13 protein-coding genes are annotated in these 14,683 nt (G+C 48.5%); 4 read left to right on the top strand and 9 right to left on the bottom strand.

Translation table 11 applies throughout. The features are described 5' to 3' along the window. Positions 1–394 precede the first annotated feature (394 nt). Positions 395–766, top strand: coding sequence for a chorismate mutase (gene aroH, locus Pan161_RS11300; protein WP_145226843.1), 372 nt, complete (start codon positions 395–397; stop codon positions 764–766). A gap of 4 nt (positions 767–770) precedes the next feature. Here aroH and Pan161_RS11295 read toward each other — a convergent pair whose 3' ends face one another. From Pan161_RS11295 to Pan161_RS11265, 7 genes are all read right to left on the bottom strand, one after another. Then, positions 771–1,643 (bottom strand): hypothetical protein, encoded by an 873-nt coding sequence (locus Pan161_RS11295; protein ID WP_145226841.1) that lies wholly within the window; start codon positions 1,641–1,643, stop codon positions 771–773. 236 nt (positions 1,644–1,879) lie between these two features. Continuing rightward, the gene (locus tag Pan161_RS11290) at positions 1,880–3,466 is read right to left on the bottom strand and encodes a hypothetical protein (RefSeq protein ID WP_145226839.1); all 1,587 of its coding nucleotides are present in this window, start codon (positions 3,464–3,466) and stop codon (positions 1,880–1,882) included. 85 nt (positions 3,467–3,551) lie between these two features. Continuing rightward, positions 3,552–4,295 carry a PP2C family protein-serine/threonine phosphatase gene (locus Pan161_RS11285; protein ID WP_145226837.1) on the bottom strand — a complete coding sequence of 248 codons (744 nt, stop codon included), beginning with the start codon at positions 4,293–4,295 and terminating at the stop codon, positions 3,552–3,554. Between the two features lie 169 nt (positions 4,296–4,464). Beyond that, positions 4,465–5,196, bottom strand: a complete 732-nt coding sequence (locus Pan161_RS11280; RefSeq protein WP_145226835.1) for a PIG-L family deacetylase — start codon at positions 5,194–5,196, stop codon at positions 4,465–4,467. Positions 5,197–5,604: 408 nt separating this feature from the next. Continuing rightward, positions 5,605–6,312, bottom strand: a complete 708-nt coding sequence (locus Pan161_RS11275; protein ID WP_145226833.1) for a PTS sugar transporter subunit IIA — start codon at positions 6,310–6,312, stop codon at positions 5,605–5,607. A 255-nt stretch (positions 6,313–6,567) separates the two neighbouring features. Next, positions 6,568–7,455 (bottom strand): sugar phosphate isomerase/epimerase family protein, encoded by an 888-nt coding sequence (locus Pan161_RS11270; protein WP_145226831.1) that lies wholly within the window; start codon positions 7,453–7,455, stop codon positions 6,568–6,570. Positions 7,456–8,088: 633 nt separating this feature from the next. Then, positions 8,089–9,144 (bottom strand): DUF3500 domain-containing protein, encoded by a 1,056-nt coding sequence (locus Pan161_RS11265; protein WP_145226829.1) that lies wholly within the window; start codon positions 9,142–9,144, stop codon positions 8,089–8,091. Between the two features lie 447 nt (positions 9,145–9,591). Here Pan161_RS11265 and Pan161_RS11260 point away from each other — a divergent pair, with 447 nt between their 5' ends. After that, positions 9,592–10,422, top strand: coding sequence for a 3-keto-disaccharide hydrolase (locus Pan161_RS11260; protein ID WP_145226827.1), 831 nt, complete (start codon positions 9,592–9,594; stop codon positions 10,420–10,422). On the opposite strand, the gene Pan161_RS11255 is transcribed toward Pan161_RS11260, so the two are convergent. Continuing rightward, on the bottom strand, positions 10,423–10,860 hold the full coding sequence (locus tag Pan161_RS11255) for a universal stress protein (RefSeq protein ID WP_145226825.1): 438 nt from the start codon (positions 10,858–10,860) through the stop codon (positions 10,423–10,425). 120 nt (positions 10,861–10,980) lie between these two features. Next, the gene (locus Pan161_RS11250; protein ID WP_232103698.1) at positions 10,981–12,693 is read right to left on the bottom strand and encodes an alanine/glycine:cation symporter family protein; all 1,713 of its coding nucleotides are present in this window, start codon (positions 12,691–12,693) and stop codon (positions 10,981–10,983) included. A 453-nt stretch (positions 12,694–13,146) separates the two neighbouring features. Between Pan161_RS11250 and Pan161_RS11245 the strand changes: the two genes are divergently transcribed. Both Pan161_RS11245 and sufC read left to right on the top strand, forming a co-directional pair. After that, a complete protein-coding gene (locus Pan161_RS11245) occupies positions 13,147–13,770 on the top strand; it encodes a helix-turn-helix transcriptional regulator (protein WP_145226823.1) in 624 nt (207 codons plus the stop codon). Positions 13,771–13,841: 71 nt separating this feature from the next. Further along, the gene (sufC, locus tag Pan161_RS11240) at positions 13,842–14,639 is read left to right on the top strand and encodes a Fe-S cluster assembly ATPase SufC (protein WP_145226821.1); all 798 of its coding nucleotides are present in this window, start codon (positions 13,842–13,844) and stop codon (positions 14,637–14,639) included. Positions 14,640–14,683: the final 44 nt, after the last annotated feature.

The following is a 14,683-nucleotide window of genomic DNA, read 5'->3' as shown; positions in this document are numbered from 1 at the left end:
CCTAATCTCGCTGATTTTTAACTGAATTCACGTTTTTAATGCAAGAGCATTTTTTTAAATGGGGGATATTCCCGTTTTGACCAGTTTTTCGTTAACTCTCAATTGGCTCTGTGGTTAATTAAAGTATCGATCAGAAATGCGGATGAGACTGTGTCCCGTTTTACTGTAGCGTTTACAGGGGCATTGGGACCGCGTCTCTTAGACTGCAAGACGCAATGTTTAAGTGTGATGCGCTCAAGAATTCGGGAATGTCACTGCTAGCGAATAGCCGATGAATTAGTTAGGATGTGATTTTGGCTTTGTCGAATCATTTCCGGAGTAATGGACTGACGCCGTAAAGTACGTCAAACTCTCCGGTTAAGTAATCAACAATTAGAGATACATGGTATTAACGATGTCGGTACGCGGAATACGTGGTGCAACAACGGTGACACAGGATGCTGCTGCAGAAGTCCTGTCTGCAACGCGTGAGCTCTTGGAACAGCTTCTCAAGTTAAACCAGATCGAAAATTACGAAGATATCGTTTCTGTATTTTTTACAACGACTCCTGATTTGACCTCTGCCTTTCCGGCAGAAGCAGCCCGTGAACTGGGTATGAAATCAGTGCCGCTGATCTGTGCTTCTGAAATCGCTGTTAAAGGGGCGATGCCTCGCTGTATCAGGGTCATGATTCACGTCAATACGGATCAGAAACAGTCAGAAGTCGTACACGTGTATCTGAATGAGGCACAAAAGCTGCGACCTGATGTCGCTTCCGCTCAGTAATATTTTACTGAATTTTCACAGGATCTGTTTTAGGATCCGGGGCATCTGTTCCAATAATCGCATTGGTCGAGGTCCATTCCAGAAGCTGATCAGAACCATCTTCTTTAAGTGTGAAGGGGATCCCACGTTCTTCCAGTGTATCCGTCAGCTCATCAAGTGGATTTTTCAAAAACTGTGGCGGCAATACTGATTTGAGCTGATCCCAGTTGTTTTTGACCAGATTGATATTTTCTGGCGGGACTTGATTGAGATGTTCGGCGCGATTCACTCGGGCTATCCACATAGCCTCGTGTAATGTTCGATGCCTTTCTTCCAGAGAGAGTGAGGAAAAAGGTCGTTTATCCAGTTGCAACTGCTGGATCGCTTTATTCCCTTTATTGATAATCTCGTCGAGTTTCTGGTCTGATCGTAACTGATGGCGACTGGCTGCCAACCCGATGGCCAGTGTGAAACTGATGAATTGTTCTTTGGACATGTCCCTTCGCAGAAGTGCTTTTTTGAGAATTCGATGACGAATACCAAATTGATCGCTGATGCGCTGTACCTCCCAGATCTGTGACATATTGTTTTGCTCACTGTTAACCAGGTCTTCAATAGGGAGTGAGCGAATATGGCTCCAGACCGGTGCTGGCGCATAGACGGTGGGAAAGGGGGGGATCTTATCTTCGGGCATCAACTTGATGACTTTGAGGTAGCGCTTCAGTTCTGCTTCCGTTACTTTTTCATTGATCTGTTTGAGTTCAGTGTACTCCAGAGAATGCTCAGAACAACCGGAGTGGCTCATTGATACCGTGGCGAGAACACAGCAGATGATCCTGCAAAGTCTGGTCGATTTGTGTTTTAAAAGGGACATGTCGGTCAATCTGGTTTCGCTCATCTTTGAAGCCTGCCTGTTTTACGGAAGATATCACTGCTGGACATCCAGCCTGAGATCAGGATTTTTGCAGGGTGCGCAGCGCCATTCGGGATGAATTAAATTGAGTGGGAGACGCTACGATTAACTGGGGTACGCACTAGAGTTTATCGACTCAGCCAAAATCAGGTGCTTAGTGCTGCGCAGAGATTTCCGAATAACCCGATTACAGGAATTGTATGGGGATCATTGCTCGAGCTTCAACCGGGAGGAAAATGAAATCCAGTGATCCGGTTTACGGTTGCGACACAAACGACAGCTTGAGCAGTCAATGCAACAATCCAGACCGTCTGCATTTTCAGAAAGGAACCAGGTGGAACCTTTTCCAGAGCCTGGTGATGATGATGGATCACCTGCCAGTAAGGGATGGTCATCATCAGTAACCAGGGAAGAAAGATCAGCCAGAGTCGCGCCGCTTCTCCCATGTTCTTTCCGGAAAGCCATAATAGTATCAGTACAATGCCACACGACAGCAGAAATGCTGTGAGGCGGAAATGCGCGGGGAGAGCTTCCCTGTCCGAAGCGACTCGCCTTCGATTGCAGAGTGAGCGCAAGATCATCCAGGACACGGGTAGTCCGAGTGCCAGGCTGATCTCAAGCGGATTGAGCAGCAGCCACTTCCAGTATGTCCTCGTATACTCGCTATAGAAGCCGGCATGGTTTTGAAAATTTAGAAACCAGACCCGCAGCAGATTCAGATCGAACACGACAGCCAGGGTAAGTATCGGTAAACAAAAACCTGCCAGACCACTGGAAGCAGTTAAGAGAAATGCTTTCCCGGAAGTGTGGGCTTCGCGGGCGCCCGTCAGGCGAGGCCAGAGTTGCAGCATTGAAAAACAGACCGCACATGCTCCGACCGGCAGAAATGCCAGCGTCAGAAACAGGCCTCCCCAGATCAGCAGGCCTGCCAGAAAAGCAGGGATCAGATTGTTTCTTCGGCAGGCAGTCACCCACAGATACAGAAACAGCATCGCGATCACAGGGTAGAGCGCATCGGATTTAGGTTGGAAGATCAGGGTGGCCGGTATCAACGGCCAGAATGCAGCCACCTGCCAGCTTACCGTGCGCGATGTAAATTCTTGAGCCAGAAGAAACAGGGGGACAATGGTCAACGAAGACATGGTTAAAGTGATCAGGGTGGCCAGCCACAGAACAGCACGATCTCGCGGCGTGAGGGGATGTTCAGAATTCGAAGTCATACTCGCAATGACATCAGCGGCTTCCTCAAATGAGGCAGGTTGTGTGTCCAGAAGAAAGGATTGCAGACCGGGATAATTTTCACTGAGTCGAATCAACGTGTGGTAAAACAGAGGCAGGCCTGGTGGATGAGTGCCTTCATGTAACACATCGCCTTGTTCCATCTTGGCTTCATAGTCACTGAGGAATTTTGAAGCATCGGAGATTTCAGTCTGTGCCTGAGTGAAATAGCCCGAGGATCCTTTATAGTACAGTACAAACGCCGCCTTCGACAGTCGGTATTCTCCAGGAGGGCTGTCCTGCAGGAGTAGAGACCACAGGCAGCCGGCTGCTGTCAGTCCAGTCAGCCAGACAGCCAGTTCGTACCAGCGGCTATAAGGCATCCGCGAGAGTGCAAGCAGAGTCAGCAGCAGATAGACGGCGAACGCAATTCCGGAAACGATCCAGCCGGGAATCATTTCTACTGCAGAAAACGGGATCCGATCCCAGTTCCATTCACCATCCACGCCTAACGGAATCTGAGTCATCCAGAGTAGAGCAATGGTGATCAGGCTGGTCAGCAGGAACGGTAAAAGAGTTCGAAATCGCATTGTTCAGCCAGAGGGAAAACTGAGAGATGGCAGTTTATAAAGCACCGAGAACAGAGAGAATCCGTGCTTTCTGCTGAGACACGGTTTATTCATCAATAAAAATGACAATGCAGGTAATGTTGTCTTTAGAACCACCTTCCTGCGCCGCTTTTACGATCTCTTCTGCCGCCTGTTGCGGTTCATCAAACTGTCTCAGCAGGTCTTGCAGTTTTTCGTCAGCGATTCCATCGGTGACACCATCCGAACAGAGTATCATTCGATCCTGCGGTGTCGGATCCAGCTGGCGAGCCTGGGTACCGGCACTACCGTCTTTCGTTCCCAGGTAGCGATAGAGTACATTTTTGTAACGATGAGTTAAGGCTTCTTCGGCGGTAATTGTACCCGCGTCTACGAGCGCCTGTGTCAGGGAATGGTCGGTCGTCAATTGATGCAGGACGTCGTTTCTCAGCAGGTAAACCCGACTGTCTCCTACGCCGCCTATGAAGAATTTCTCCCCAACCTGGACGGCAAATACAATCGTCGTTCCCATGCTGCGGCAGTTGGGGTCCAACTCGCCTAGAGCCATGATTTCGAGATTAGCATGGGCGACGGCCTGATCGATGGACTGAGTTATTTTTTCAGCCTGGTCAGTATTAAAGTCAACCAGCTCATTCAGTTTCTGTGGAATGATTTCGATTGCCAGCTGGCTGGCTTTTTCACCAGCGCATTGTCCCCCCATCCCATCGGCGACAAGAAAGTATTTGTTGAGGTCATCAACAAAGAGATTGTCCTCATTATTTTCACGGAAATTTCCGGTAATGCTGACTGTACCGTAACGAATTCCAACCATTAAAAAGCCTGTATGCGCGTCGATGATAATTCTGGGTGAGGACGAAGTCTCATGCCTCCCATGCTAGACAAATGTGAAATTCCTTTGAAGTATCATAGCATCTTTTGTCCGGGAAGGAAATTTTAAAAATGCTGTATCTGCTGGTTTTTTAGTGTCTTATGAGAATTTTTCAGGGGCAAACTGTCTGGACTAAATCTCGAACTCCCAATGTAGTAGAGCAGATAAACAGCTCACCTGCTTCAAATCCGGCACTGGTTCCCAAGAGACGATTCTGACTCTCCACCAGCCGGTAAACCCGTTTTTTATCGGGGGGAAACTGGGACTGATAGGCTCGAATCGAGTCAAGTTTCTGTTCGAACGTATCCGAAATATCAACGACAAACTGTCCACTGCCTTCCGGGTAATTCAGAGAGCCAAATCCCAGAGGATACCAGACCTGTTTCTGAATCGTGTGTGGTTCTGTATTATCGAACTGGTCATTCCATTTCGTCAAACGCGAATAAAAAACAGCGGCATCTGTAATCTGCATCGCCTGCCAGTGATCAGGAGAAGCCATGGGCGTTTTCCCTGCCAGTCCCAGAACAACTTGGGGGCGATATTTCCGAAACAGATTCGCCAGTGCGACTCGATTTTCAAAGCTGTCGAACAGACGTCGATTGGTAAGTTCCAGTGTTTCCCGAACATGGATTCCCAGAATCTCTGCGGCCTGTTTTGCTTCCTGGAGCCTGGATTCCGGCCCCGGGCTGAGTGGCGTTGGTTCGCCATCTGTCAGGTCAATAATGCCTACGCGATAGCCTTGTTGGACCAGTTTTGCCAGTGTTCCGCCACAGGCGATCTCAACATCATCCGGATGAGCACCGACGGCGATGACATCGAGTTGTTCCGGGGGTTCTGGATTCATGAGCTTTCTTTTCGTAGGCACCATCGGGAGCAGTATCAAAAAACTGCTGAATCCTCTGGTGGCATTGATTCTGAAACTGGTCGTCGCATGAGAGGTGGTGTCTCTTAGTGATTCGATGGTAAGCGACGCAAACCATTCTTTGTGATCCGGCAGCATTCGTCAACGTTGGAAATTCAAATATATTCAGAATCATAACAAACCTTTTATTTGAATACTCCCTTTTGTTATCAATTCGTGAGGTAGAAAACAGATGAAGTGGTAGCAAAGAGGCCAACTGAAGAGAAATCCGCAGGCAGAGCCGGTGAAGTTCCTGGAGCGCGTCCCATTTGACCGTAGCGTCTCTCAATCTATTATACGAGGTCCAAATGGCTCTGGAGACGCTATCGTAAAACTGGACACAGTCTGGTTTTAAGCGGGAGAGACTTTTTTTTCCGCTTCAATAATGATCTGTCTGGTCTCATGCGGAGTAGCTGCTTCACGCAACTGATCTATGAAATCAGGCAACTGCATCAACCTGCCCAGCCGTGCGAGTACCGACAGGTGTGTCGAAGCGTCGGAGCAGATGACCAGAAAGAAAATATCAGTCAGAGCTCCCTTTTGAGCGCCAAACGGAATTCCTGATAACGTGCGTCCGTAGGCAATTACCGGCTCGCCCACGGCATCGGGAATCGGGTTTCGGGGGTGGGGGATAGCGACTCCGTTTTCGAAGGCTGTGGGGTAGGCTTCTTCCCGTTCCTGAACGGCAGTCAGGACGGTTGCCGGTTCCCAGATCTGCCAGGTTCTGCCGGCAACTTCAATCAGACTTTCCAGGACCGATCTTTTCGTGCGCGCATCAAGGGGGACTGCAATTAATTCTTCGGGCATCAGGCTGCTGATGAGATTCACTGCATCCAGCAAAGGTGGTGGATTCGTCTGTTCAACCCGTTCCAGTTCTGAAGTCGAATAGCTGCGCATTTCCTGTTCCAGCCAGTGCGTAATTTCAGTGGAATGGAATTGCCATTCCCCCTGCACCTTCCGCCCCGGAATTCTGCCTCGATTGGCAAGTTTTTCCAGTTCACGCCGGTCACGGCCTAACTGTTTTGCCAGATCATTCAGGCTAAAGGATTCGTGAGCCATTACGTGTCACCGCATTTCAATAAAATTCAGGAGAGAATTCATCAGCGAGGGATTTTATTGGCTTCCTCTGTAAAGGAGCTGTCAAAAATCTAGGGAGTGAAAAACAGGCTGGAAGTTTTACCAGTATTTATGTTTTATTTGATCTGCGCATCAGTTGTAGTCACCATGGTAACCAAAGTGTGATCCGTTTATCAATCACAGGCATGGATTTTTGCAAGTGTCACAAAAAAACCGTGTCGTTCGCGGACTGGTTTCTCAGTTGAACCGGGAAGGAGTTTCAGACTGGCAGGCGAGACGCAGGTGAGTCAGGATATCTGCATAATCGGATTGCCAGAACTGTTCACACCAGACTTCCAGGTCATAGTAACCCTGGTATCCAGCATCATTGATGGCTTCCATGACATCAAACCCCGGGAACAGTTCCTGGACTGATTCACCTGATTCAATTTCTGAAATTTGCACCGTTGCAATTAAAGAGATGATGTCGGCAATCAGGTTGTTTGAAGTGTTGTCCAGGCAGATGTGGCCAGGGTCGATTGCAATCCCCACTGCGGGATGCTGACAGGCGTCAATCACTTCCAACGTCGCTTCGATCGAATTGAGGAAGGTCCAGTTTCGTGCCAGTGGGTTCTTCATGGTTTTCAGAGCCAGTCGTGTGCCGTTTAAGGCAGCAACATCACCGAGCCTCTTCAGTGCGTCGATGGTCAGTTCCCGTGCATGGTTCAGGGTATGTCCGGCGCGGGGACCACTGGCGATTTGTACTGCCGCTGCATTGACCTGGCCGCCAAACTCAATCAACTGGACAGCGTCAGTAATCGCTTCCTCAAAAGAGTACTCGTTAGAACCGGTAAAACCACCTGCCAGGGAAATGGAAGAGACTTTGATGCCCGAATCGATCACCAGTTCTGCAGACTGTGCTGGTTCCAGGTCGAGAATTTTTCGGTTCCAGAGACCGACGGCAGGTATACCACATGACACGAGACCACGCAGGCTTTGTTCCAGAGACCAGTGGTAAGTCGTGATTTGATTAATCGAAATTCGATCAATCAATGAAAGAACGGAGTTGGCGTGATCAGGTTGAGGGGTCGGAGAAGAAGTTGAGAACGAATTGACTTTACGCTGTGAGAGAAGCTCTTTAGTCACTCGGCCACCTGCAGTCTGGAGAGAAGATCAGGTATATTAACAATTAGTGCGAAGTTACTAATTGGAAATAACAAAAAGTTTAAATTGTGAATGATAATCCACGAGTGTCTGACAGGCAGGGTCAACTGTCTGAATTTGACCAACGTCATGTCTTGGAGAGTATCATAAGTGATCGCAAAAATTTTTCCATAGTAAAAAAGGAAAAACGATTTTGACTAAGAACCAATATTGCTTATCCACTCAGAAAGTCAACCGACATTGAACAACGTTTTAATCAGTTCAATAAAAACGTTGTTTCCTGGTTCAAGGCATTACTGTTTCTGAAAATAAACATGCAGTGAAACTTGAGGCACGTGTGGCGAACTTTAAATTATGCATTAATGAGTTCTGAAAACGTTTGCAGTAACCATGAAGAAAAATACATGATTAGCAAATCATTTTTATCATATTCCTGCCGTACTCAAATTGCATTACGGGCGTACTGTTGCGACCAAATCAGCTTGCGTAAAACATACATTCCCAAGTGATGTGCTCTGCGCGCAGAGTCTACGTCGAACCAGAAACGACTCTGCGATAGTTAGAAAGTCGCGCCCTTATTTTGAGCGTGCAGTGATTTGCGCTGCGGTCTGCAGATCAGGTAGCGATGATCTGTGTGTGAGGATCGTCGGAGATGTTAACCCAGACGTGCACGTGGGGAGCACCACGGTAGTGCCAGACGAAGGCCGGGCCTTCCAGTCTCCAGTTATCCCAGACTCCATCATTACCGATGTCGCCTGCCTGGTAGAAGGAAATGCGGCACTTATCGAGTCCGCCTTGAGCTTCGATGCATTTTCTTACTTCTTTTTGATCAGAAGCACGGAATGGCTCGATTAACAGGTTCAGGACAGACTGCATTTCCTGTTTCTGGTCTTTAGTCATGTCGGAAATTTGTAGACCAGTGATTTGATCGGGTGATTTTTTGAACTGAATTTTCGTTTCAGGAGGTGCCTTGGGAATCAAGGCCGCTTTGCGCTGGTTGCCATCCAGAATCTTGTAAACATGATTGGCTTTCACAGCCTGTTCCCAGAAGACATTGCCCGGATGTCCTGCAGATTCATCAAACTCATCAGCAGCATGTCCGTAGAAAATTGGTCCACCGAATGCCAGGTGTTCGGCACTGTCTCCATCACTGCGGACAGTGGTGTGTCGTCCGGTCATGACAAACTGAAATTGATCAGTTCCGGGTGTACCGAAGATAGCGATAGACTGGTCTTTCCCATACCCGCCTTGATCGTCCATTAACTGTTTACGGATTTTTTTATGCCAGCTTGGATCAAAGTGGCCAAAGAAAATGGCTTCAATTTTTTCCTGCTGGTCTTTCGTAAAGAAGTCGCTATTCACAATGGGCTCTGTGATATTCCAGTTCGCACGGACATGCTGACGCAGCAGACCATTTTTGTCTTTATGGTCCCAGTCAAAGCAGACTTTTGATTTCTGTGCCGGGGTCATGCTTTCATATAACTGTTTGACGAGGGGCTCTGGTGCTGCGGTTTTGGCTGCTTCTCCGGTCTGGCCCGCCAGCAGTCCATCGACGCCAAGAAAGGGGGTGCCTGCGATTGCCGCACCCATCGTTCTGACAAAGTGCCGACGGGTGATTGAGAAAGAGTCAGGTGTAAACTCAGGCGAGGAAGAGCGTGGATTAAATTGCATAGGAGCACCAGTCTTTTCTTGAATGTGAGGGAGAGTTGGTAACGTTCCGTAATCATAACAGTTTATCAGCGCTGCAACTTGGAGGTCAAACAAAATTCATAATTCGCTTTTCAGGTAGGGGTTGTGAGCCGGGCTCTGCCTGTTCTCCCCTCTGGTTTGGAAATGTACTGATTTCTTACTGGTAACAGGCTGTACCCGGTGTTAGGCTGTTGGTGTGATGTTGTGTTCAGTCCTGAAGGGGCCAGGCATTTGTGAAAACTGGGGGTTGGAGCGATGGGCATAATTGAATGTTGATGAGTATGGGTTTAGAATGGCTGATTCTCTTATCTACATTTCCATAATCAGGTTCTTTTAACAGTCAAGTCGGGCAAAAACAGCGTGTTGTACATTCTTCATCGACTTAGGGTAGCAGAGAGGAAATCTGCTCTACTCTCCCATCGAATTAATATGAGAAAACGATTTGCTTTGCTGTTCATGATCGTAAGCATTGCCGGTCTATCGTTATGTAGTTCGTCAGGGCATGCGCAAGAGTCAGCACCTCCGCCCAAATCTGGAGCGGAGAAAAAGAAACCTCCAGCCGCTCCTGCAGGGGAAAAGGCTCCTGAACCAAAGCCCGTTGAGAAAACAGCGCCTCCCGCAACCCCGCTACCGGGACCGGAAAAACTATTAAATGGCGGCAACTTCTGGGATCACTGGAAATATATCAGTGAAGAGGAGAAGCAAGCCAATCCGAATGTGACCTGGAAAGTCGTCAGTGGTGGAGCGGATCAACCCAGTGTCCTGGTCTGCACTGGAAAACCTTATGGTTACATTCGTACGCAAAAAATCTACGAAAATTTTCAGTTCAGTCTGGAGTGGATGTATCCCAACGATCCCAATGCTAACAGTGGGATTTTACTGTTTACCACAGAGCCGGATAAAGTCTGGCCAAAAGCATTTCAGGTTCAGTTACATCGCCCCGAGGCCGGCTACGTTTTTCCGACCCCGGGAAGTGGTGCCAAATCAGCGAATAAGCTTTCCCCGACCATGCCTTTGGATTTACCGCTTGGTAAGTGGCATAAATGTGTACTGACCTGCCGGTCCGGAAATATTTCCGTGATGATTAACGGAGTCAAGCTGGGTGAAGTCACCGGCTGTGATCCGAGCAAAGGCGCGATCGCACTGCAGAGCGAAGGTTCCGAGATTCATTTTCGCAAACTGGTTGTGGAAGTGCTTGCTCCCGAGCCAGCAGTTCAACCCAAAGAACCGGTAGCGCAACAGAAGCCCGATAAATCCTGATTATGGTTTTGGCTGCCTCAGTACCAGTGTCGGACAGGGGGCATGCCTGAGTACCCGCTCGGCGACAGAACCGAGAGCCAGTCTGGTGATCCCGGTATAGCCATGCGAAGGGATCACAATCAGATCCGTGGAATGATCTCTCGCGTAGTCAGCGATTTTGATGCCCGGGTCGCCGACCAGCGTTTCGAAGGTCACTCCTTCAATCTGGTGTTTGGCGAATTCTTCTTTGGCCAGTTTGTTTACGTGATCCGTTCGTTTTTCATCGGTCAGTCCTCCAAAGAGAACTCCCGGTGAAACGAGATCCAGTGGCACCATGACATGCACTACGGTGACGGTTCCTGCATCCTCTGAAATTTGAATGGCTTTTTTGATGGCTTCCAGCGAACTCTCAGAGAAATCGACAGGCACGAGGATTTTTTTTCCGGCGAAGTAACTCATATCGCAGTGCTTTCATTGATGAACGAAGTTGAAGAACCACATCTGTCAGTATTTTAAGTTAATCAGGCTGTTGTCGACAGGGGTAGTCTATAACAGTGATTGAAGTTTGAATTTCCGCTGTCATTTATTTTCTGCAGGGGATCTCGTGTTGTCAAACTCCCCTGATTTATAACGGCTCCAATAGGCGTCCAGTTCCCGCTTGACCCGATTGGACAGCAGCAGAACTCCTAGGATATTGGGAAACGCCATTCCCAGAATCATCAAATCGCCAAAATCAAGAACATTCGTTGCTGAGACGACTGAGCCTAGCACGACGAAAACAAGGAACAAAATGCGGTAAGCCAGTGAAATTTTCGCGCTGTCACCGAACAGAAACGCCCAGCAACGTTCGCCATAGTAGGACCAGGAGATCATCGTCGAGTAGGCAAACAGGATTACGGAAACTGACAGTACGTAATTAAAGTAGGGGATCTGAGAATTCATCGCTGCCGAGGTCAGCGCTGCTCCGTTGTCAGACTTAATCAAATCTGCGTATTGGGGATCATTGTAAGCGCCTGTAATAATCATCACGAGTGCGGTCATGGTACAGATCATAATCGTATCGACAAACGGTCCCAGCGATGCGACGATACCTTCCCTGACCGGATATTTTGTTTTGGCGGCTGAGTGGGCAATGGCTGCGGAGCCGACTCCCGCTTCGTTTGAGAAGGCGGCCCGCTTGAATCCAATTATCAGCACACCCAGAAAGCCGCCATACATCGCATTGTCGCTGAAAGCACCATCCCAGATGGCCTTGAAACAGGCGGGTATCTGTTCAACTTGCATTATAATAATTGCCAGGCATGCCAGGATGTAGATGCCGCACATCAGGGGCACAATTTTTTCTGTCGTACGGGCGATGCTGCGAATTCCGCCGATAATGACGATCCCCACGAAAAATGCCATCACAATCCCATAGACCCACTCCAGGTTGTTATCTTTCAATATCGGGATCGTCTCAGCAACAGCACCCAGAGATTGCTTGACCTGAAACGAGTTGCCTCCTGCCAGCGAGCCGCCGATACATAAAATTGCGAAAAGGACAGCCAGTGTTTTTCCCAGCCCCTTCATAAAGGAATTTCCAGGATATTGGTCTTGTAAACCGACTGACAGATAACACATTGGTCCCCCCATCACGCGACCATCCGGGTTAATGCGGCGGTAAATCTGTGCCAGAGTACATTCGGCAAACTTGGATGTCATACCCAGCAGCCCGGCCAGCATCATCCAGAACATGGCTCCCGGCCCGCCGGTGGCAATCGCTATTGCGACCCCGGCAATATTTCCCAAACCAACAGTAGCAGACAAGGCGGCTGTCAGTGCCTGAAAGTGTGTTACTTCCCCTTCATCTTCCGGGTCATCATATCTCCCCATGATGAGCAAAATCGAGTGCTTAAATGCGCGCAGATTGATAAAATTCATACGGAAGGTGAAATAGGTAGCACCGATGACCAGCCAGAGCACGGCGAGAGGTGTTCCATTGCGATCCTTTTCCTTGACGCCCGAGGTGAGCTGATTCAGTTGATCTTTGGTGAGAGGGACTTTGAAGAAGATGACCTGTTGCAGGTAGGAGTTAAACGTTCCAAAAGCGGTATCGATCTTTGCTTCGATGAGGGCGATTCCCGTTTTGGCTTCCTTCCCGGCGGGCTCGTTCGTCTCGGAAGTTTTTTCTGGGGGATGGGAATCCTGATAAGCCTGTAGTGGAGATGCCACTGAAAAGAGGATTGAAATCATCAGAAGTGCCGCCATGCCGGAGCGAATTGTATTCGAGTGTGAGGGCCGGTCGAAATTCATAAGAGTCTATTCCCATTCGCAGGTAACTTTGCCGGGGGGTTAAAATCGAGCTGGTTTTGATCTGTTAATAATGGCCAGAGCGACAAAAAGCACGGTCTGTTACCGCTTTTCCTTGATTTTGTAATTGGCTTGGGTTGGTTTTCAGGGCAGGTTTAGGGATAATTCTGATACCTGTTGCAAACGCTCCTTGTCTCATCGTTCTCGTAATCGTTGTATGAGACTATCAAATAAAGGTTTACGTTCCAAGGTGTTTCTTGAAAAAGCCGCAAAAAGTTGCAGGCTTTTGAAACTGAATCTCAATTATTGATTTTTGACAATATTGGTTGTCAAAAATATCCGATCTGCCTAGGATGCTGGTATAAAGAGAATCGAGTGTGTGGTGATTCTGGTTCTTCGAATCACTCTCTTTACAGGCCGTCAGTTCCTTTTTTCATTCCAAGTAGAAATCGATTTATGCGCGTTTCGATTGATGAAAATGATCGTAGTTTTTTGCTGGGGCTCAATCGCCTTAAGTCAGCAACGATACACGAGATCTGTGAACAGGAAGGCGTAACAGCGACTGCTGTTCGTCAGCGTCTGGTTCGTTTACAGGGGCTGGAGTTAATTGAACGAACTCAGGTGAAGGAAGGGCGAGGCCGTCCTCACTATACTTACTCGGTCACAAGCCTGGGGATGCGGTTGCTGGGGGATAACTACGCTGAGTTAGCGAATATTCTCTGGGAAGAACTGAAAGGGATTGATGATGAAGATTTGCGCTGTCGACTGGCAGCGCGGATTCAAACCGCTCTGGTGCAGCAGTATGGAAGAAATGTAGATGCGCCTTCGCTCCAGGGGCGGATGGAGCAGTTAAAACAGGCGCTGGAAGAACGTGGTTTTGTGGTTGAACTGGATCATACCGGCCCTCTGCCAATTTTACGGGAGCATAATTGCCCTTACCACGACATCGCCAGCAGTGATGCTTCGATTTGTGAACTGGAGCAAAGGGTCTTCGAGCGAGTTTTAGGTACTAAGATGAATCTCTCAGAATGTTGTCTGGACGGACATCATTGCTGTGAGTTTGAAGCATATATCAGTTAAGTCCGATTTTAAATTTATTTGATGTTTCTGGATGCGTTCAGAACTCCGGATGACAGGGTGAAATACGAAAAATGAGTTTGTTGAAAATTTCCGATTTACATGTATCAGTTACCGGCACTCCGATTTTAAAAGGGGTGAACCTGGAAATTAAACAGGGCGAAGTTCATGCCCTGATGGGCCCCAATGGTTCGGGGAAAAGTACGCTGGCCTACGCGATGGCTGGTCACCCGAGTTATGAAATTACCAAGGGTAAAGTCGAAATTGATGGCACCGATATTTCAGAACTCGATCCCAATGAACGAGCCCGTCTGGGATTATTTCTGGCGTTTCAGTATCCCGTCGTGATTCCTGGAGTCAAAGTCGCTGACTTTCTGCGACACGCGATGTCCAATGTACGGAACCCGGATCGAAAGGAAGGCGAAAAGCTGATTCCGATGCGTGAGTTCCGTAAAGAACTGCGGGATCAGATGAGCGAACTGGGCATGGATCTGGAAATGGCCCGTCGCTACCTGAATGATGGTTTTTCCGGCGGTGAAAAGAAGCGGATGGAAATTCTGCAACTGGCCATGCTTAAACCCAAGTTTGCTGTATTGGATGAGACCGACAGTGGTCTGGACAGTGACGCCGTCAAGGTCGTCAGTGAAGGACTGAACCGTCTGACCGGTCCGGAAATGGGAGTGCTGATCATCACTCACCATGAACGTCTGCTGGAATTTAATCAGCCGCAGTTTACACATGTAATGCTGGCTGGCCGTATTGTCGAAACGGGAGATGCCAGCCTGGCCGCGGAGCTTCACGAACATGGCTATTCCAGTGTGCGGGAACGCCATCCGGATGCCGCAGCAGAAGAAGTTGTCGAAGCTGTCTGATCTGTAGACTCTGCGAGAACGCAGCAATAAATATTCGTTATGAA

The organism is Gimesia algae (genome assembly GCF_007746795.1).
In the GTDB taxonomy this organism is placed as follows: Bacteria; Planctomycetota; Planctomycetia; order Planctomycetales; family Planctomycetaceae; genus Gimesia; species Gimesia algae.
The sequence above is the reverse complement of the archived record's forward strand: the minus strand, read 5'-3'. Positions and strand labels throughout refer to the sequence as shown.